The following is a 17,213-nucleotide window of genomic DNA, read 5'->3' on the forward strand; positions in this document are numbered from 1 at the left end:
TGTTAAAGAGCTTTGCTTGTCGAAACTTTCTTTTCACAAAGAAACCCTTGAAAGCGGACGTGAATTCTAGCGATTTAATCTTAAGTGTCAAACACTTTTTAAAATTAATTTCTTTCGAACTTTCCGTCTTACTGATTACCGCTGAAGCCTTATGGCATCTGCCGTGTCAGTGAGGCGGCATTATAGAGATCATCGAAAACATGACAACCCCTTTTTTGATAAAAATTCAAAAAACTTGCTTAAGTGGCTACTTTTACGTCAAAAGGCTCTTTCGTAGCTCAAAGCTCATACAATAATGGGTGTATTACTTAAAACTTTGCGATTAGATCTTTCGAAAAAGCCTCTATATCTAGCTCAATGCTCCATTTCTCACTCACTTCTAGGATGTTATCTAGCGATTGCTGAACTGTTTTTATCGTCAATGTGTTGTTGTCTAGGTCGTATACCTGTTTTTGCGTGGTGTAATAGAAATAAAGGATGGTCAGCGCGTCTCGGTCGCCTTGCTCAGCTTTGGGTTGAATACGCTTGAGCTTACGATAGATTTGATTATGGATTTGTTTAAGGTTCCATACATAAAGCGCTTCTTTGAAGTAATCATGCCCTTTCACACGGCTCGCGATAAATGCATTCAATGCGACTGATAAGATCACACCTAATACGTTCAAGTGGAAATTACCTGTCGATTCGCCTGCGATTGATTGCCCTGAACCGAATAGCTCGATCAGTATGGTTCCGAATACAATGGCGAACACTGCGAGTGACCCAACCAACGAAACCAACAGCAGGTTCATCTTCTTTCTATATTCTTCTTTATTGATCTTCTGTAACTTCATCGACTACTTCCTTATGTAAGTCACCTAATAATTTGCGCATACTATCTACGTAAACATTGGGTCGCTTCAACCCTTACCATCTTGTAATGTGGTCATTCTCTATTTAATACGCAGAGTTCTTCTGGTTGGCGCTATACGCAACTCTATTTGACTTCATTAATAGAAAAGAGTTACATACCGCCACAATTTTGGTTATTCATCAATTCATGTTGATAAAGCCCGTTTCGCTTTATCACATACTGACAAGGTACATTCCATGCGTTCATTTGTATTACGCGCTCGCGCAGCCCCTACAGAGAGCAAACTTATCTTAGAAGGTGTTGGGCAAGATGCTCATACTGAGATTCTGGCTCATACTCTGATGAACACGATCTTCGTTGCTCAATCTCACCGTGAGAATGTCACCGTACACCTTGTATTAGAAAGTACTAAAGACTTTTCACGTACGATCACTTTCGATTCAAATGAGATCACCAACATTGGTGGCTTTCATGAATCGGCATTGTTATCAGCGGTAGTAAGAGCGGTTGATGCTTCTCAAGGTATGACCAAAGAGCAGACTCGTCAGGTTGAACCGGGAATCGTCGTTCGCACTATGAGCTTTGAAAAACTAGTCAAAGAACTGGCTGAAGACCACCAGCTATACATGATGGATAAGAAAGGTGACTTTATCCGTGATGCAGAGATTGCTGAAAACCCATGTTTCCTTCTTACTGATCACATCCCTATGCCGAAGAAAAGCTACAACAGCTTAAAGCGCTTAGGGACAGAAAAAATCAGCTTAGGCCCGAACATGCTGTTTGCTTCTCAGTGCGTTGTATTGATCAATAATGAGCTGGATATTCGCGGTTTCTAGCCTCCGGACTGATAAGCTAAACAAAAAAGAGCTCAACTAAGTGAGCTCTTTTATTATCTATCTCTTGGTATCGAGGGGGTTATCTCATAATCAAGCCTGATTAACCAAAGATGAAGCTGTATAGGAAGCCTGCACCCATCGCCATGCTTAGGATAACGAATAGGAATGCTGCAATCATTTGGTTCTTGAAGATTGATTTAAGTAGGATAACTTCCGTCAAACTTGCACCTGCACTACCAATGATCAATGCCATTACTGAACCCAACGCCATACCTTTCTGTACTAGAGCTGCACTTAATGGGATTACCGCTTCAGCACGAATGTACAGTGGAATACCAATCACGGCAGCTACTGGAATCGCATACCACATACCTTCACCAGCGTACTGTGCAATTAGGTCTGTAGGAATGAAGCCGTAGATGAATGAACCAATCGCGATACCCATCATTAGGTAAGGGAAAACTTGTTTGAAGTCTTTCCAAGTTGAGAACCAAATTCTCATCCAACGGCTAGGTTCTTTCTTCTCTACGATTTCAGCTGTTGCGCTTCCATCCGCTGAACAGCATGAAACCGTTACTTGTGGCTCTTCTTTTTTAGAATCGCAGCAAGATGTCTCTTTTGCCATTACTGGTGCAGGTTCGCCACATGCACTTGTACCACATGAAGATTCTGCTTTAACCGGTGCTGCTTTCTTAGGAGCAGAGTCACCACAGCTAGTGCCACAGCTTGAAGCTGAACCTGTTGATTCATACGCTTCAGGTTTTACGTAACGCTCAAAGCCAAGCTTCTCAAGTGCGTAACCAGCCACTACAGACACCGTCATTGCTACAAGGAAGTAGAACACAGCAACTTGCCAACCGAAGGTAATCACAAACAAACCAATGATCACTGGGTTCAATAGTGGGCTACCAAATAGGAACACCATCATTGGACCGAAACCCGCTCTTGCACGCAGCAATCCTTTTAAGAAAGGAATGGTCGAACATGAACAGAAAGGTGTAATTGCACCCAGTAGTGCTGCTACTACATAACCCTTACCATTACGTGAGCTCAGGATAGATTGAATCTTTTCTGGTGTAAGGAACTCTTGAAGAATCCCAACAATGTAGCTGATCGCTAAGAAAAGGATAATTAGCTCTACTGCTAAGAAAGCGAACATATCAAGTGCGTCTTTCAGCATTGTTAACATTTCATTGCTCATAATTAACTCCAAACTGGATTGAAGGTCGGGCTCTCTGAGAAAAGTAACCAACCCTTAATTTCGAATATTCTCGAATTATAGAAATAAACAGCTCCAGAACAAGCATTATTTCGATAAAAATCGAAATGATTTTCGAAAACACAGTTTTTCAATAACTTACACAGACACCGTTTTTAAATTTGAATTCGACATACATTTCGACTAACATCGAAATTAAATCTTGAGGAGTTAATATGAACTTAGAAGTCGTTGCGAAAGCACTTAAAGAGTTGGGGCACCCTATTCGCCTAACCATTTATAAGAGTGTCGTTAAAGCTGGCTACCAAGGCATTGCAGTTGGCGGCCTACAAGAAGAGCTAGGCATTCCCGGTTCTACCTTGTCTCACCACATATCAAGCTTGGCGTCTGCGGGCCTAATCAGCCAAAGACGAGAAGGAAGAACTCTATTCTGCGTGGCGGAGTATGAGTGCCTAGAAGGTGTGATTGATTTCTTACAAGACGAATGTTGCGTAAATGAACAGTGCAACTAATGCACCTTTGAAGCTCGAACAAGTCTGGGCCGAGTATCAGCAAGCATTAAAGTCATTCCTGCATTCAAAGGTCAACAACTCTGCGGATGTAGACGACTTGCTCCAAGATATCTTGATTAAGACCTATCAGAACTTAGATAAGGTACAAGATGCTAGCAGTGTTAAGGCTTGGCTGTTCCAGTTAGCCAACAACACCATTATCGACTTCTACCGTAAGCATGCACGCCAACAACGTGATAGCCAAATTGATGCTGAAGATCTGTGGTTTACCGATTTAGACCACGACTCTGAATTTAAGCAGAAACTTTCATTGTGTATTGAACCTTTTATTCAGGCATTGCCAGAACAAAGTTCATCGCTACTGCTTGCGGTCGACATCAAAGGCCAAAGCCAAAAAGAGATCGCAGAAGCGCAGAACGTCAGCTATTCAACGGTTAAATCCCGCGTGCAAAAAAGCCGTGCTGATCTTAAGAACCTGTTTGAAGAGTGTTGTAACTTGTCCCTTGATCAACAAGGCAATGTGATTGATTGCGAGCTTAAGCCGAACGCCAGCTGCGGCAAGTGTTAATCGTTACATCGAATCCGTTATTTCAATAGAACAAAGCCAGCAATTAATGCTGGCTTTGTTGTTTTCATAATCTGCAAATCACTCTTTACTTAAGCAAATCTAGAGCTTGAGCGAACCGAACTATGCTGCTTCCGCTTTTACCACAGGTTGATAGCGCCCCGGTTTATGATTCATTGCTAGAATCAAGTTGGTGACTATCGCACCAAGCACAGACAGAAGAACCAATGACACATCAACAATGAACAGAGAAAGCACAACAATCGTGCAGTCTAATGCCATCTGAACCTTACCTGCTCGAATTCCAAAACGTTCTTGTAAGAACAACGCCAGAATGTTGAAGCCACCTAAGCTCATCTTGTGACGGAAAATCACCAGCATGCCGGTACCAATCAAGCCACCACCAAGTAAAGCTGCATACAATGCATGAATTTCGGCAATTTGAATCACGTGATACAAGTGATCCACGGCGAACGAAACAATCGAAACCGCGATAAACGTATTGATTGTGAAGCGCCAGCCCATACGAGCAACCGACAAAATATAGAAAGGTAAGTTAAGTGCGAAGAATACTTGGCCAAAGCTCAAATCTGTTACTTTGGTAATGAAGATCGCTAGACCAGCCGTGCCCCCGGTGAGCAAACCGACTTGGTTGAAAAAGATAACGCCGAGTGAAACCAATGCGCTACCTAAGATCAGTGCCAGTAAGTTTTCGCGAAGATTATGATCTTTATCCATGTGAATGACTCTCCCTGAATCTTTTAACATCGCGTTTCAGTAGTCTTGAAACGATTTATGCCCAAATTTACGATGTTTGACAGATAAGTCGAGTGAACGAGCAATGTTGCTTAGTGATTAGTTTGTATATTAGTTTTTACAGCTTTGTGAAACTTTAAATTAAACAGCTAGTTATAAGCCTTAATTTAGACTTTCATTCTTAATTAGATACTTGTTTCTATTAACTAACGAGCTTCAAGTTTTCTTATTTATTGAGCGCGTTTTATACCAATTCCAATCAAGCGACAATCTATGCATAAAACGCATAGACTACATCACAAATGGTCATTTGATACATACCCGACTCATCACTATGATGCGCGACTTCTTACAACATTGAGCGCATGTCAACACCGTATGTTTTCACAATCTCTTTTTGCCCAACTTGCCAGAATGACGTTATTCCTCGTCATTAGTTTGGTTATTGTGCATCACAGTCAGCCATTGATTGATCTCTTGGCTCAGCATGCCGTAAGCAGTGGTTGCCACCAGCAGTCAGGGCATGATCATTCTGGGCACGAACATCACCATGAGATGACTGACCAACACATGTCAGCGCAAGACCACTCACATCACCACCATTAATTTAAGAGTATTAGAATGAGCATTTTCCGTTTTCCTTTACTGGTATGGCTAGGGATAGGCACACTTATTATCAGTCTAGGGATCAGACAATCATTCGGCATTTTCATGATGCCAATTTCAGAGCATTTCGGCACGGGTCGAGAGTTTTTCAGCTTCTCTATTGCTCTACAAAACTTATTGTTCGGTGTGTTCCAACCTTTTGTTGGTATGGCCGCTGACAAATGGGGAGCAAGACGCATCATTATTGCTGGCGCATGTGCTTACGGTTTGGGTTTACTTCTTACCTCAATTTCTACCGAATCGAGCATGCTTTACGTTTCGTTAGGCGCACTGGTTGGTCTTGGCTTGAGTGCGACAAGTTACGTGATCGTGCTTGGCGCAGTAGCGAAAGTTGTACCAGCAGAGCACGCGGCTAAGGCGTTTGGCTTAACCACGGCTGCAGGTTCATTTGGTATGTTCGCGGTAATTCCGGGCGCACAATACATGCTGAATGAATTTGACTGGCAGAGTGCGATGCAAGTGTTTGGTGTACTGTGTTGTTTGATGATCTCTTTTGCGCTGTTCATGCGAGCGCCTAAAGCAGCCTCAAACAAACAAGCGCAAGCTGAAGAGAACCAAACACTCAAAGAAGCGTTGTCTGAAGCGTTTGCTCACAAAGGTTACTGGTTGATTCACGCGGGCTTCTTCGTGTGCGGTTTCCACGTAATGTTTATCGCAACGCACTTACCGAGCTATTTAGCAGATAAAGACCTACCCGCGAGCAGCGCTGCGATGGCACTGGCTTACGTTGGCATCTTCAACATCTTTGGGTCTTACTTCTGGGGTGTAATGGGCGACAAGTTCAGCAAACGCCACGTTATGTCTGCACTGTACTTAGTGCGTACTGTGGTTATCGGTGCGTTTGTGACTCTGCCTGTGACTGAATCAACCGCGGCTATCTTCGGTGCGGCCATTGGATTCTGTTGGTTGGGTACAGTTCCGCTAACGTCTGGCTTAGTTCGTCAGATCTTCGGTGCCCGTTACCTATCAACGTTGTACGGCTTGGTATTCTTTACTCACCAAGTGGGTAGCTTCTTAGGCGCTTGGGTGGGTGGTCGTATTTACGATTACTACGGTTCTTATGAGCCAATCTGGTGGTCAACGGTGGTGCTGGCATTTGCAGCAGCACTTATCCATTTACCAATCAATGACAAGCCCATTGAGCGACTGAAATTGGCAATGGCTTAACGTTTTATGCTGACTCCCCCACTAGCGTAAACAAGTCGTTCCAATAAAGCGAGTGAGTATTGAAAGGAAGCATCCTGAGATACTCACTCGCTTTTTTGTTGGTCGTTATAGTAGAAATTATAACTAGCGAAACTGGCATAAAGCTCACTGAATAATAAGACTATTATTTTAGTTTTCATTTATAGTATCCACCCGCTCCTTTAAAACTAATCCGCAGGCTTATGGAATACATAGATCAGACTGTCCTTATCGCAATGACACTCATTTTTGTCGGCTCGTTTGTGCAAACCGCAATCGGCTTTGGTTTGGCCATTGTTGCAGCCCCACTGCTGTTTTTAGTCTCTCCAGATTATGTGCCTGCGCCTATCTGTTTGATCGGTCTGTTTATCTCGTTATTCAACGCTTTTAAACATAGAGCAAATATCTCTATTGGCGGATTAAAAATCGCATTGCTGGGCCGTATTCCTGGGTCACTGGCAGGTGGTGCTTTGTTGGTGATGGTTTCAACGAGCGTGTTATCACTATGGTTGGGCTTATTGGTAGTATTTGCCGTGATTGTTAGCCTACTGCCCTTTAGACTCGAACCAACCCCAACTAAGATGGGTATTGCGGGGTTCTTCTCTGGGTTCTTTGGCACCAGTTCTGGTATTGGTGGTCCACCGATGGCACTGCTACTCCAACACCAAGATGCCAATCAGCTTCGTGGTAACCTTTCTGCGTTTTTCGTGTTTAGTTCGATCATTTCGTTGGTTGTACAGATCCCAATTGGCTTCTTCACGCTACACCACTTGATCATCACTATACCTTTGTTGCCTGCTGCTTGGTTGGGTTACAAAGTGGCGTTAATGACGACACAAAGCATCCCTAAAGAGAAGATACGCATTGGTTCATTACTGCTATGTTCTCTCAGTGGCTTTACGGCAATCTGGCAGGGTTTAGCTGGCTAGTTATTGGCGATAAAGACAAGAAGAAGAAAGACATCTTAGAAAACCAACACAAACACCCAGTAGATAAAAGGACGCTCTATGACATACGACGAGTTCAATGCATTCTGTGAATCACAAGCAGCCACCAGCTACGTGATGCAGTGGAATAACTCTCACGTTTGGAAAGTGGGAGGCAAGGTGTTTGCGATTGGAGGTTGGGGACCAAACGACGAGCCTGCATTTATCTTCAAGGCATCTGATCGGAATTTCGATTTTCTCAAAGAAGAGCCAGGGTATAAACCTGCCCCCTACTTTGCTTCACGCGGAATGAAGTGGATTCAGCTGTTTGAGAGCACACCAGAAAGGGATGGCGAGTTGAGATACTACCTCACGGAGTCTCACCGAATCGTCTCTTTGGGACTAACCAAAAAGAAACAAGCAGAACTCGGGCTCAATCAATAGCCAGAGATTCCGCTTGCTAAACGAAAGCCAAATTGCTTTGGGGGAACTAACTTGCTATTAAGAACTAAGTTGCTTTTAACAGCGAAGCTCTTCTTAAATGTTTAATCCGTTCTGAGGAACTTAGGCAATAACGGTTCTATTTTTTGCGTTGGCACCAGTGGCACTAATAAATAAATTAAACCCGCAAAGGCGATAGACGCCGCCAAGTCTTCTGGTCGATGCATGCCAAGCCAAACACGGCTATAGGCGACACCACCAGCCCAAACCAGTAAACCGCCGACTAGATAAAAGCGTTTCGCCTCTAGGAGAAGACCACCAAAGAACGCCAAACACACACCGACGAAAATCATATGTCCAGATGGGAAAGAGTAGTCAGTTTCACCCAACCAGTGACGCGTTCGCCACTCGCTCACCTTATCTTGTACAGACTCAATCGCAGCATTCTTTTCAACCAATGGTAATTCGTAAAACACTTCCGGCATATCAACCACTTCCTGCGTCACCAAATACTCAGAATAAGGACGAGGGCTCTCAGTGGAATGCTTTAAGAAGGTTTTCGCTGCAAAGCTAAGCACCAACAACAAGCCGAGCTGCAGACAAAGACTGACTAACTTCGCTTTGGAAAACTTCATCGTGAACAATACTAAAGACAAAATCGCTAGTGTTACCAAGAACCCTTGATTGCCCGCAGAGTAAGTCACAAACGTTATGAAGGCGCCATAGAAAGGCAAAACAGCACTTCCAAGGTCGAAGTCAGATCCAAAGATCAAAAAGGGTATGAGGGAATACAAACTTAGAACGAGCAGTAATAAGCCTTTGGATTTGTTAGAGAACAGAGAAGTCATGGCTAAGATCTTTTAGATAAAGTGGTCGGATGCTATCGCAGCTTAGCATCGTCAATATCAATTTTATGTCAAAACGGTCAGTCAGCCGTCATGGTGTAACAATATTCGATTAATGGACCTCTTGAGTATTGATTCGGTGAACAGCCACGCCAGCACCAATAATGTTCAACATCCATTTATGTTCATAGAGATAGCAAAAACCACTGAAACCAGACGAGACAAAGGCATCATCCCATTAATAGGCTACCGGACGCGTTCTGCTGATAAAGTGAACACTTACCGGATTATAAGGCCAGAATCTTAAAAACTTTGCTGTCAGTCCTTTAAATCCACTATTGAAAGGATTACCATCTGGTCTGCTTTCAAAAGCAAAACAGATTATTAATTTTTATTCTCAGGGCGGGGCGAAATTCCCCACCGGCGGTATGTCCTTAGCAAAATCTAAAGATAAGCCCGCGAGCGCTCGATTCGTCGAGGTCAGCAGATCTGGTGAGATGCCAGAGCCGACGGTTATAGTCCGGATGAGAGAGAATGAAAACACACTCGTTTAAGTTGGAAAGGCGTACCCGCGTGAGTTGGGTTCGTACCTCCAACTTAGGCGGGTGCATTTCGTTTTGGATAAAACCATAATGAGCTAAAGTTGACTTGTAATGAGTAGGCTTTGTTGTGCTCGGTTGAGATCCCTCATACAGCCCTGATTCTGGTGATATTTTAGGAGTTTAACCATGAATCAGTCTTCACTACTTGCCGAATTTGGCGAACCAATCACTCGCGTTGAAAACGCACTGCAAGCTCTGCGCGAAGGTCGTGGCGTACTTCTACTTGACGATGAAGATCGTGAGAACGAAGGCGACATCATCTACTCAGTAGAACACCTGACGAATGCTCAAATGGCGCTTATGATCCGCGAATGCAGCGGCATTGTGTGTCTGTGTCTAACTGACGAACAAGCAAACCAACTTGAACTTCCGCCTATGGTTGTTGATAACAACAGCGCAAACCAAACTGCGTTTACAGTAACTATCGAAGCGAAAGTAGGTGTAACGACCGGTGTTTCTGCTGCTGACCGTGTAACAACGATCAAGACAGCGGCAAACCCAACGGCTAAGCCTACTGACCTTGCTCGCCCTGGCCACGTATTCCCGTTACGCGCGCGTAAAGGTGGCGTACTTGCTCGCCGTGGTCACACAGAAGGTACAGTAGATCTTATGCAAATGGCTGGTCTTCAATCTGCCGGTGTACTTTGTGAAGTAACCAATCCGGATGGTACGATGGCAAAAGCGCCAGAGATCGTTGCTTTCGGTAAAATGCACAACATGCCAGTACTGACCATTGAAGATATGGTTATGTACCGCACTGAGTTCGACCTTAAGCTTGCGTAACGTTTAGTGCTAAACGCTTAGCTCTTAAGCTAACGAAACTCAGAAATGAACATTGAAAGGTCTCACTCTTACTGCTTTTTCTAGTTAAAAGTATATAAAGGGTGAGGCCTTCTTCATTTCCTACACTGAAATCTAAGTTCCATCTCATCGCCCACGACTAACCTCTCAAAAAATCCTGCAAAATATGAGAAACATTCACTAGAATGGTGAAGTCATGCACCATCATTGATCATCCATAATTACAGGGAAATCATAAGCAACTGAAATATAACACTTATTTATTTTGGCACGGTGTCTGCACTACCACTAAGTAGGTATACAAATATTAGGAGTTGAATATGTTTGTAGTTATTTCAGTGGGTTTATCCCTATTAGTACTTGCGGCCCTGTTTCATTTCTCAAGGAAGAGACAAACAGCGCTATCACACAGGTTTGAAACCTTAGTTCTGCTTAGAGAATTATTGTTGTTATCACGCAAACATCGCGCGGCAACGCACTATGCTCTAGCTTATAAGTTGTCTAGCGACTCGATTCGCAAAGTGAACGAGATTTACGACAACATACTTGAAGTATCTGAACTGCTTCAGTCCCATGTGTCGTTTGATAGCCGCCCTATGTATCGCATCTATCACCTCAAGCTCATCGCCATGCACAGCGACTGGCAAAACCGTAGCTTGGTGCGTAACCAATCGATTCATGGCAAAACGATACGTCACAGCATGTTCTTAATGGATGAAGTGATGATCATCTGGCTTATTCAGTCTGAGCGAGAAGACATGAGCCGTGAGTATCACATGAATTGGCAACAGATCTTAGACTGCATGGAGATCCTGACCAAGTTACGCATGTGCATACCTGATATGGAGAAGCCTGAGGAGTACGCGAGATTCAAATTCTACGCCTCTCAGACACACAGAAAACTCAACCAGTTATCGATTATCTGCCCTCTTAGTAGTGGGTCACCGGTTTGTACGCGAGCGATGCATGCACTCTCAGAGATCGCATCAAGTAACGAAGCGACCCAACCGGCAGATAGCATGTACGAATTAACCAGTGATATCTCTAGCGTCGTGTCGCAAGTTTACGACCAAGTATTATCCGATATTACGAGAAGCTTGTATCAGCCTTTACCAGACGTAAACGAAAAGGTAATAAATACCCGATTATCCGTACATCATTACATGTAAAGACTTCGTGAGAGGAGAGCGTGCTGGAACTCTGAATTATTGAGTTCAAATCCGATATCACCATTGATATCGGATTTTTGTATTTATGAGCTTTTAAAATTCTATCGCTATGTATCATTGCCTATGAAGTTTCAAACATCGCCAGATTTGATATCGCTAGACCAAGCTTCTGCGGCAAAATCAATGAACTGACGAACAACCGGCAGCTGATAACTACGAGACAAATACACCGCCCACAGCACACTACTCGGTGAAACAAACTCATCCAATATTCGTATCAATTTGCCATTCGCAATCAGTGGGTTGGCTAAGTCACAAGGTAAACGAACTACCCCTTTCCCGTGCTGTGCGGCGCGAGTTAGCACTCCAACATCATTAGCCTTGATAGTGCCAGACACCTCAACTGAATAGTGTTGATTGTCCTTAACAAAATCCCACTTAGAAACATTCAAGTGACGAAAACAATTGTGTTGTCGAAGCGCCTCGACCGTTTCAGGTTCACCATGTTTGTCTAAGTAGGCTTGCGAGGCACACACCACTGAATCAATAACCATTAGCTTTCGTGCAATCAAACTATCATCAGGTTGATCGGTATAACGAAGTGCAATATCGATCCTCTCATCCACCAGCTGAGTAAAGCGGTCTGAGGCAAACAGTTCGACCGTGATATTAGGGTGGCGCTCGGTGAACTGTTCGACCACATCCAACAACATGTGCTGAGTTAAACCAATCGGAGCTGCAATTCGAATGGTTCCAGAAAGATCATCGGTTTGATTGAGTGAAGTAACTTCTAGCTCAGCGGTCTCATGGAGGATCTTCTCACAGCGCTGCAGAGCGATTTCCCCTGCCGCGGTTAAGCTCACCTTTCGAGTCGTCCTATGTAATAGCCTCTGCTTCAGCCACCCTTCTATCTCTTGAACATGACGTGAAACCTGCAACCGACTCATGTCCAAATGCTCAGCTGCTTGGGTGAAGCTGGCACAATTCGCAACTTCGACAAAGCTACGCATTGCCGTCAACCTATCCATCACACTTTCCCTTATCCACTGAATAAAACCTATTAGCTAGCTACATAGATACAATCTACATCATTTTATGATATTTATCGCAACCTAGTGAGCTATTAGACTGCAATGGCTGTCGAGAAACAGACTCAATAAATTAGATAATTGGAGAGACATTATGAAAATTGCAGTATTAGGTGCATCAGGTTGGATTGGTAGTCACATCGCTCAAGAAGCTCAAGATCGCGGACACGAAGTCGTTGCTGTTGTAAGAGATGCAAGCCGCGTAGAAATTAGCGATGTTGAAGTTCGTTCATTTGATTTACAAGATGAAGCGGCAAGTCTAGCGACCGCTTTCTCAAGCGTTGATGCGGTAATTGCTTCGATTGGTGGACGCGCTCTAGGCAACCACGACATCGTAAAAAACACAGCAGCTAAGTTGCTTGATACATTGCCAAGCATTGGCATCGAACGTCTACTTTGGGTGGGAGGTGCAGGCTCATTAGAAGTGGCGCCAAACGTACCGTTAGTTACCGTTCCTGACTTCCCTGCGGACTACAAAAACGAAGCGCTAGCACAAGGAGAAGCCCTTGAAGTGTTCAAACAATCTAATGACAAGGTTAACTGGACATTCGTGAGCCCTGCTGCGGAAATCTTCCCGGGCGATAAGCTATCAACCTACCGCACAGGTGGTGATCAACTGCTCACTGACGAAGATGGCAACAGCAAAATATCCGTCAGCGACTACGCTATCGCGATGATTGATGAACTAGAAGCTGGCAAGTTCCCACGCCAACGTATTGGTGTCGCTTACTAGTCAGCTCATATATAAAAACTAAAAAAGCCGCTTGTTCAAAACAATGCGGCTTTCTCATCTTTATATTGAGCATTCCTTTAATCCAATGGCAAATGACCCGTTTTCACTAGGATAACGGTCTCTTCTTCCACATAAGGGAAATGCTCGCTCATATGCGGGCTGCGCATCCATGTGTGTTTTGGATACTCACCATGTTCGTCTTTAAAGGTGCCAGAAAGTACAAATATCTCTTCACCGCCAAAGTGACGATGTGGCTGAAAACGTTCGCCAACTGGCCACTTCACTAACGCGACATGCTCGTGTTCGAACTCATGCAGCGGCATCACTTGTAAGCCACCAATACCAGGTAACCATTCCGTTTCTAGCGTATTGATGCGAACTTGAGTTAAGTCTCTCGCATCAAACTGGTTGAGCTTAACCAAGATCGTACAGCCATTTTTGCTGGATGGGGAATGCGCGCTGCCCGGCGGATTACGGATATAAGTGCCAGCAGGGAAATCTCCGGTTTCATCAGAGAACACACCCTCTAATACGAAGATCTCTTCACCTTGCGGATGTGGGTGCTCAGAAAACGAAGAGTCAGGATCGTACTTCACCACACTAGTCGTGTGGCCCGATTCTTTCTCTTCTCTTTCAAGTGGCTTACGCCATACCCCTTTTGCAGGGCTCGCGACCCAATCTAGTGGTTCGGTTTCTATAACCAGTCTCTTTGAAAAGTCCATGTTGAGCATAATGACGACCTTACTCTAAATATTGTTTTAATTATTATTGTTGTCTTTCTAGTTTCTATTCTACGCGAATACTCATCAAGGAGGCCATCTCGCTGCTATTTTGCCTACGCGACAGCCACCTAAAAAGAAGCCTAATTAATTACGACCAGCAATCACACCGCCATCAACATCCCAGATTGCACCCGTTACCCAATCTGCACTGTCTGACAGTAGGAAAGAGATGCTATTAGCGATGTCTTTCGGCAAACCTACTCGACCAATAGGATGGAACGCGTTGAAGCCTTCTAGCGCTTGATCCACTTCTTCAGGTTTGATGAAAGATTCGTAAATCGGCGTTTTAACAACAGCAGGAGAAACCGCATTCACGCGAATGTTGTAGTCCGCAAGCTCCATCGCCATGTGCTGTGTTAAAGCGTGCAAGCCAGCTTTTGCCATTGAATACGCAGAGGATGGTGTCGCTCTAATAGCTTGTTTGGCCCACATAGAGCCTACATTTACCACGTTTCCGCCACCGTTTTTGATCATCAACTTGCTGACAGCTTGAGTGATGAAGAAGGTTGCTTTATTGAGCTGCATGTATTGCTCGTAATCAGATTCTTGGTGTTCAATAAACGCTTTAGGGTTGAAGTAACCAGCCGCATTCACAAGGTAACCAATACCTTCTTCGAGCGACTCTAAATGCGTAATAAGACGAGACACACTTGCATCATCATAAAGGTTAGCTTGCCAGCCTGAAGCATGACCGAGCGATTGCAGCTCTGACACCGCTTTATCTAACTTAGTTGGGTTATTGCCGACCACCAACACATGGATGTTTTGAGCGACTAACTGCTTCGCTGTTTCAAAGCCCATGCCGCTTGTGCCACCAATTACGACTGCAATACCATTTTTAGTGAAGTTCATTTTGTTATCTCCTAAGTCATGTGAACGTGGTAATCTTAGGCTTTGAACTAACACTATGAATAGTAAGTACAAATCGGTTAGGTAGGTACTTATTGGTACATCTTTATGAAAAATCAGGAAAACTTTTTTTCAAGAAAATCAGCACCAGAGCGTTCCGCTCGTATGGTTGAAACCATCTACGGCTGTAAATGGTCACTAACGGTTTACCAATTACTGGCAAATGGCATCAATCGCCCTGGTGAAATGGTGCGTTCGGTCGAAGGGTTATCAACCAAGGTATTGAATGAATGTTTGAAGCGAAATGTGGAGTTCGGGATTTTAGATAAGCAGATGTTCAACGAACTGCCACCAAGAGTTGAATACCAAGTGACACCCTTTGGTGAAAAGTTCTTACTGATTCTAGATCAACTGGAAAGCCTACAAAACGAAATCGACGAAATGTAGCCCAAACCGGTCAAACGAATAGCAGAAACAGCAAACCCACTTAGCTCACCGGCATTTGTTCAAAGCGACTTTTCACAAAATCAATAAAGGTTCGAATCCGGCTTGGTTGATAGCGGTCTCGGTGGTAGATCGCTGAAAAGTCCACTTTAGGTACTACCCACTCATCAAACACCTGCTCTAGTTGTCCATCATTGAGTTCTTGTAAACAATAGATGGTGGGAACTCGAATAATCCCGTTACCCGACTTCGCACCTTGCACCAACACTCGCCCATTCTTACATTGCAGCCTACCCGTGACATGAACATCGACTGTTTTCTTGGTGTCATCCAAAGCTTGAAAGCTCCACTTACGCACAGACCCCGTTAAGCAGTCATGGTGAATGAGATCTTTAGGATGGTTTGGCTTTCCTTTGCGAGCAAAATATTCAGGGCTTGCGAGCGTTCCCATCTCGATGTCCAAAAGCTTTCTCGCGATAAAGCCCGCATCTTCAAGGCTTCCCATACGAAATGCGATATCGAACGCGTCTTCAATCAAGTCGACTCGGTTACTACTGAAATCAAGGCTGATGCTGATGTCTGGGTAGAGTTGCATGAACTCATTGACCAGATCCGCGATGATCACCTCGCCCAGATAACCGCCAACACAGTTTACTTTTATGTCGCCACGTACTTCTTCGACGTCATCCACAGCAGCAATCAAGGCTTGGTCTATATTATCTAAGGCTTGTTCACATCTCGCGTACAGATCTTGCCCTGCGTGAGTCAACCTTAAGGTTCGAGTGGTGCGGATAAACAGTGTCACACCCATCTGCTTTTCTAGGCTGCTCACTTGGCGTGATACGTGGGAACGAGACACATCCAACTCCTCCGCCGCTTTGGTGAAATTACCTAAACGAGCGATCAGCACGAAAGAACGAATATCAGACAGGTTAATTTGATTGAGCATGGCCGCCAGCTTACTAGTGAGGTTATGAGATAGACACTTTTATTGTTGCACCACAGCAACAGTGTTTCAAGTAAAGCGCTATATATCAACAATTCTATTTTCCTTAATATACCTCCATCGCAACGAAGCAAGGCAACAAGCACTTGATTCGAATGCACTTAAACAACCCGTCGTAGCCAACCGACGCAATAAAAGTACAGAGGAAATAAAATGAAAAAACTAATCGTAATTACAGGTGCAAGCTCTGGTATTGGTGAAGCAATCGCTCGTCGTCTAAGCGATGAAGGTCACCCTCTGCTACTTTTAGCTCGTCGTGTTGATCGCCTTGAAGCGCTGAATCTACCAAACTCACTGTCAGTAAAAGTAGACGTAACAGACAAAGCGTCTTTTGATGCAGCAATCGCACAAGGTGAAGAGAAGTTTGGCCCTGTAGATGCACTTATCAACAATGCTGGTGCAATGCTTCTTGGTCAAATTGATACTCAAGACGCACAAGAGTGGAAGACAATGTTCGACGTGAACGTAATTGGTCTTCTAAACGGCATGCAATCTGTACTTGCTCCGATGATGGAACGCAACACGGGTACTATCATCAACATCAGCTCTATCGCGGGTAAGAAAACATTCCCAAGCCACGCAGCTTACTGTGGTACTAAATTCGCGGTACACGCTATTTCTGAGAACGTTCGTGAAGAAGTGGCGGCTTCAAATGTTCGTGTTACCACTATCGCACCGGGTGCTGTAGAAACTGAGCTTCTGTCTCACACAACATCTCAAGAGATCAAAGACGGTTACGATTCTTGGAAAGAAGACATGGGTGGCGTATTGGCAGCTGACGATATCGCTCGCGCTGTATCATTCGCTTACCAACAACCACAGAATGTATGTATCCGTGAGATTGCTCTAGCACCAACTAAGCAACAGCCATAGGCCTTTGCCATCGCTAATAAATAAGCGATGAACTAAAAAAGCGCCACGACTTAACAAGTCGT

General features: G+C 44.2%; 20 protein-coding genes and 1 riboswitch. Of the genes, 11 read left to right on the forward strand and 9 right to left on the reverse strand.

Annotation, left to right across the window (positions count from 1 at the left end; translation table 11 throughout):
* Positions 1-308: 308 nt before the first annotated feature.
* A complete protein-coding gene (locus AB4274_RS05590; protein WP_065584102.1) occupies positions 309-833 on the reverse strand; it encodes a DUF3087 family protein in 525 nt (174 codons plus the stop codon).
* 256 nt (positions 834-1,089) lie between these two features.
* Between AB4274_RS05590 and trmY the strand changes: the two genes are divergently transcribed.
* Positions 1,090-1,689 carry a tRNA (pseudouridine(54)-N(1))-methyltransferase TrmY gene (trmY, locus tag AB4274_RS05595; protein ID WP_017061702.1) on the forward strand — a complete coding sequence of 200 codons (600 nt, stop codon included), beginning with the start codon at positions 1,090-1,092 and terminating at the stop codon, positions 1,687-1,689.
* Between the two features lie 100 nt (positions 1,690-1,789).
* On the opposite strand, the gene AB4274_RS05600 is transcribed toward trmY, so the two are convergent.
* Positions 1,790-2,890, reverse strand: a complete 1,101-nt coding sequence (locus tag AB4274_RS05600; RefSeq protein ID WP_017070391.1) for a permease — start codon at positions 2,888-2,890, stop codon at positions 1,790-1,792.
* A gap of 233 nt (positions 2,891-3,123) precedes the next feature.
* Here AB4274_RS05600 and AB4274_RS05605 point away from each other — a divergent pair, with 233 nt between their 5' ends.
* Together AB4274_RS05605 and sigZ are read left to right on the forward strand one after the other, a co-directional pair.
* Positions 3,124-3,420, forward strand: a complete 297-nt coding sequence (locus AB4274_RS05605) for a helix-turn-helix transcriptional regulator (protein WP_004733042.1) — start codon at positions 3,124-3,126, stop codon at positions 3,418-3,420.
* Positions 3,404-3,988: an RNA polymerase sigma factor SigZ gene (gene sigZ, locus AB4274_RS05610; protein WP_017061700.1), complete on the forward strand. Its 585-nt coding sequence runs from the start codon at positions 3,404-3,406 to the stop codon at positions 3,986-3,988. Before AB4274_RS05605 ends, sigZ begins: the two co-directional genes overlap by 17 nt.
* 120 nt (positions 3,989-4,108) lie before the next feature.
* On the opposite strand, the gene AB4274_RS05615 is transcribed toward sigZ, so the two are convergent.
* A complete protein-coding gene (locus tag AB4274_RS05615) occupies positions 4,109-4,723 on the reverse strand; it encodes a YitT family protein (protein WP_017065874.1) in 615 nt (204 codons plus the stop codon).
* Positions 4,724-5,183: 460 nt separating this feature from the next.
* The gene (locus AB4274_RS05620; protein WP_017061698.1) at positions 5,184-5,333 is read right to left on the reverse strand and encodes a hypothetical protein; all 150 of its coding nucleotides are present in this window, start codon (positions 5,331-5,333) and stop codon (positions 5,184-5,186) included.
* A gap of 29 nt (positions 5,334-5,362) precedes the next feature.
* Here AB4274_RS05620 and AB4274_RS05625 point away from each other — a divergent pair, with 29 nt between their 5' ends.
* The 3 genes from AB4274_RS05625 to AB4274_RS05635 all read left to right on the forward strand — a co-directional run bounded on the left by AB4274_RS05625 (position 5,363) and on the right by AB4274_RS05635 (position 7,962).
* Entirely contained in the window at positions 5,363-6,574 is a 1,212-nt protein-coding gene (locus tag AB4274_RS05625; protein ID WP_017061697.1) for an MFS transporter, read from the forward strand.
* A gap of 221 nt (positions 6,575-6,795) precedes the next feature.
* Entirely contained in the window at positions 6,796-7,521 is a 726-nt protein-coding gene (locus AB4274_RS05630) for a sulfite exporter TauE/SafE family protein (RefSeq protein WP_170962367.1), read from the forward strand.
* A 78-nt stretch (positions 7,522-7,599) separates the two neighbouring features.
* Positions 7,600-7,962: an MmcQ/YjbR family DNA-binding protein gene (locus tag AB4274_RS05635; RefSeq protein ID WP_372111286.1), complete on the forward strand. Its 363-nt coding sequence runs from the start codon at positions 7,600-7,602 to the stop codon at positions 7,960-7,962.
* Between the two features lie 101 nt (positions 7,963-8,063).
* Here AB4274_RS05635 and AB4274_RS05640 read toward each other — a convergent pair whose 3' ends face one another.
* The gene (locus AB4274_RS05640) at positions 8,064-8,807 is read right to left on the reverse strand and encodes a phosphatase PAP2 family protein (RefSeq protein ID WP_102398156.1); all 744 of its coding nucleotides are present in this window, start codon (positions 8,805-8,807) and stop codon (positions 8,064-8,066) included.
* A gap of 386 nt (positions 8,808-9,193) precedes the next feature.
* A riboswitch (FMN riboswitch) is annotated at positions 9,194-9,344 on the forward strand.
* Positions 9,345-9,532: 188 nt separating this feature from the next.
* On the opposite strand from AB4274_RS05640, the gene ribB reads away from it, so the two are divergent.
* Both ribB and AB4274_RS05650 read left to right on the forward strand, forming a co-directional pair.
* Positions 9,533-10,189 carry a 3,4-dihydroxy-2-butanone-4-phosphate synthase gene (gene ribB, locus AB4274_RS05645; RefSeq protein ID WP_004733029.1) on the forward strand — a complete coding sequence of 219 codons (657 nt, stop codon included), beginning with the start codon at positions 9,533-9,535 and terminating at the stop codon, positions 10,187-10,189.
* Positions 10,190-10,527: 338 nt separating this feature from the next.
* On the forward strand, positions 10,528-11,376 hold the full coding sequence (locus tag AB4274_RS05650; RefSeq protein ID WP_017064918.1) for a hypothetical protein: 849 nt from the start codon (positions 10,528-10,530) through the stop codon (positions 11,374-11,376).
* Between the two features lie 131 nt (positions 11,377-11,507).
* On the opposite strand, the gene AB4274_RS05655 is transcribed toward AB4274_RS05650, so the two are convergent.
* Positions 11,508-12,404: a LysR family transcriptional regulator gene (locus tag AB4274_RS05655; RefSeq protein WP_017069812.1), complete on the reverse strand. Its 897-nt coding sequence runs from the start codon at positions 12,402-12,404 to the stop codon at positions 11,508-11,510.
* Between the two features lie 154 nt (positions 12,405-12,558).
* Here AB4274_RS05655 and AB4274_RS05660 point away from each other — a divergent pair, with 154 nt between their 5' ends.
* Positions 12,559-13,197, forward strand: a complete 639-nt coding sequence (locus AB4274_RS05660) for an NAD(P)-dependent oxidoreductase (RefSeq protein ID WP_372111288.1) — start codon at positions 12,559-12,561, stop codon at positions 13,195-13,197.
* Between the two features lie 77 nt (positions 13,198-13,274).
* Here AB4274_RS05660 and AB4274_RS05665 read toward each other — a convergent pair whose 3' ends face one another.
* Both AB4274_RS05665 and AB4274_RS05670 read right to left on the reverse strand, forming a co-directional pair.
* Complete coding sequence (locus AB4274_RS05665) at positions 13,275-13,928, reverse strand: cupin domain-containing protein (RefSeq protein ID WP_372111290.1); 654 nt, start codon at positions 13,926-13,928, stop codon at positions 13,275-13,277.
* Between the two features lie 135 nt (positions 13,929-14,063).
* Positions 14,064-14,831 carry an SDR family NAD(P)-dependent oxidoreductase gene (locus tag AB4274_RS05670; protein ID WP_065584096.1) on the reverse strand — a complete coding sequence of 256 codons (768 nt, stop codon included), beginning with the start codon at positions 14,829-14,831 and terminating at the stop codon, positions 14,064-14,066.
* A gap of 105 nt (positions 14,832-14,936) precedes the next feature.
* Between AB4274_RS05670 and AB4274_RS05675 the strand changes: the two genes are divergently transcribed.
* Entirely contained in the window at positions 14,937-15,275 is a 339-nt protein-coding gene (locus AB4274_RS05675; protein ID WP_004741127.1) for a helix-turn-helix domain-containing protein, read from the forward strand.
* 40 nt (positions 15,276-15,315) lie between these two features.
* On the opposite strand, the gene AB4274_RS05680 is transcribed toward AB4274_RS05675, so the two are convergent.
* Positions 15,316-16,221 carry a LysR family transcriptional regulator gene (locus tag AB4274_RS05680; protein WP_137371631.1) on the reverse strand — a complete coding sequence of 302 codons (906 nt, stop codon included), beginning with the start codon at positions 16,219-16,221 and terminating at the stop codon, positions 15,316-15,318.
* A 210-nt stretch (positions 16,222-16,431) separates the two neighbouring features.
* Here AB4274_RS05680 and AB4274_RS05685 point away from each other — a divergent pair, with 210 nt between their 5' ends.
* Complete coding sequence (locus tag AB4274_RS05685; RefSeq protein WP_004733012.1) at positions 16,432-17,151, forward strand: SDR family oxidoreductase; 720 nt, start codon at positions 16,432-16,434, stop codon at positions 17,149-17,151.
* Positions 17,152-17,213: the final 62 nt, after the last annotated feature.

This window comes from Vibrio sp. 10N.261.55.A10 (genome assembly GCF_041470825.1).
GTDB lineage: Bacteria > Pseudomonadota > Gammaproteobacteria > Enterobacterales > Vibrionaceae > Vibrio > Vibrio crassostreae_C.

What these genes read in the sequence shown, in the direction of transcription:
- AB4274_RS05600 (WP_017070391.1), bottom strand. Translation starts at nt 2,890, where the DNA reads ATGAGCAATGAAATGTTAACAATGCTGAAAGACGCACTTGATATGTTC.
- AB4274_RS05670 (WP_065584096.1), bottom strand. Translation starts at nt 14,831, where the DNA reads ATGAACTTCACTAAAAATGGTATTGCAGTCGTAATTGGTGGCACAAGC.
- AB4274_RS05660 (WP_372111288.1), top strand. Translation starts at nt 12,559, where the DNA reads ATGAAAATTGCAGTATTAGGTGCATCAGGTTGGATTGGTAGTCACATC.
- ribB (WP_004733029.1), top strand. Translation starts at nt 9,533, where the DNA reads ATGAATCAGTCTTCACTACTTGCCGAATTTGGCGAACCAATCACTCGC.
- AB4274_RS05665 (WP_372111290.1), bottom strand. Translation starts at nt 13,928, where the DNA reads ATGCTCAACATGGACTTTTCAAAGAGACTGGTTATAGAAACCGAACCA.
- sigZ (WP_017061700.1), top strand. Translation starts at nt 3,404, where the DNA reads ATGAACAGTGCAACTAATGCACCTTTGAAGCTCGAACAAGTCTGGGCC.
- AB4274_RS05655 (WP_017069812.1), bottom strand. Translation starts at nt 12,404, where the DNA reads ATGGATAGGTTGACGGCAATGCGTAGCTTTGTCGAAGTTGCGAATTGT.
- AB4274_RS05640 (WP_102398156.1), bottom strand. Translation starts at nt 8,807, where the DNA reads ATGACTTCTCTGTTCTCTAACAAATCCAAAGGCTTATTACTGCTCGTT.
- AB4274_RS05635 (WP_372111286.1), top strand. Translation starts at nt 7,600, where the DNA reads ATGACATACGACGAGTTCAATGCATTCTGTGAATCACAAGCAGCCACC.
- AB4274_RS05625 (WP_017061697.1), top strand. Translation starts at nt 5,363, where the DNA reads ATGAGCATTTTCCGTTTTCCTTTACTGGTATGGCTAGGGATAGGCACA.
- AB4274_RS05630 (WP_170962367.1), top strand. Translation starts at nt 6,796, where the DNA reads ATGGAATACATAGATCAGACTGTCCTTATCGCAATGACACTCATTTTT.
- AB4274_RS05685 (WP_004733012.1), top strand. Translation starts at nt 16,432, where the DNA reads ATGAAAAAACTAATCGTAATTACAGGTGCAAGCTCTGGTATTGGTGAA.
- AB4274_RS05675 (WP_004741127.1), top strand. Translation starts at nt 14,937, where the DNA reads ATGAAAAATCAGGAAAACTTTTTTTCAAGAAAATCAGCACCAGAGCGT.
- AB4274_RS05615 (WP_017065874.1), bottom strand. Translation starts at nt 4,723, where the DNA reads ATGGATAAAGATCATAATCTTCGCGAAAACTTACTGGCACTGATCTTA.
- AB4274_RS05650 (WP_017064918.1), top strand. Translation starts at nt 10,528, where the DNA reads ATGTTTGTAGTTATTTCAGTGGGTTTATCCCTATTAGTACTTGCGGCC.
- trmY (WP_017061702.1), top strand. Translation starts at nt 1,090, where the DNA reads ATGCGTTCATTTGTATTACGCGCTCGCGCAGCCCCTACAGAGAGCAAA.
- AB4274_RS05590 (WP_065584102.1), bottom strand. Translation starts at nt 833, where the DNA reads ATGAAGTTACAGAAGATCAATAAAGAAGAATATAGAAAGAAGATGAAC.
- AB4274_RS05680 (WP_137371631.1), bottom strand. Translation starts at nt 16,221, where the DNA reads ATGCTCAATCAAATTAACCTGTCTGATATTCGTTCTTTCGTGCTGATC.
- AB4274_RS05605 (WP_004733042.1), top strand. Translation starts at nt 3,124, where the DNA reads ATGAACTTAGAAGTCGTTGCGAAAGCACTTAAAGAGTTGGGGCACCCT.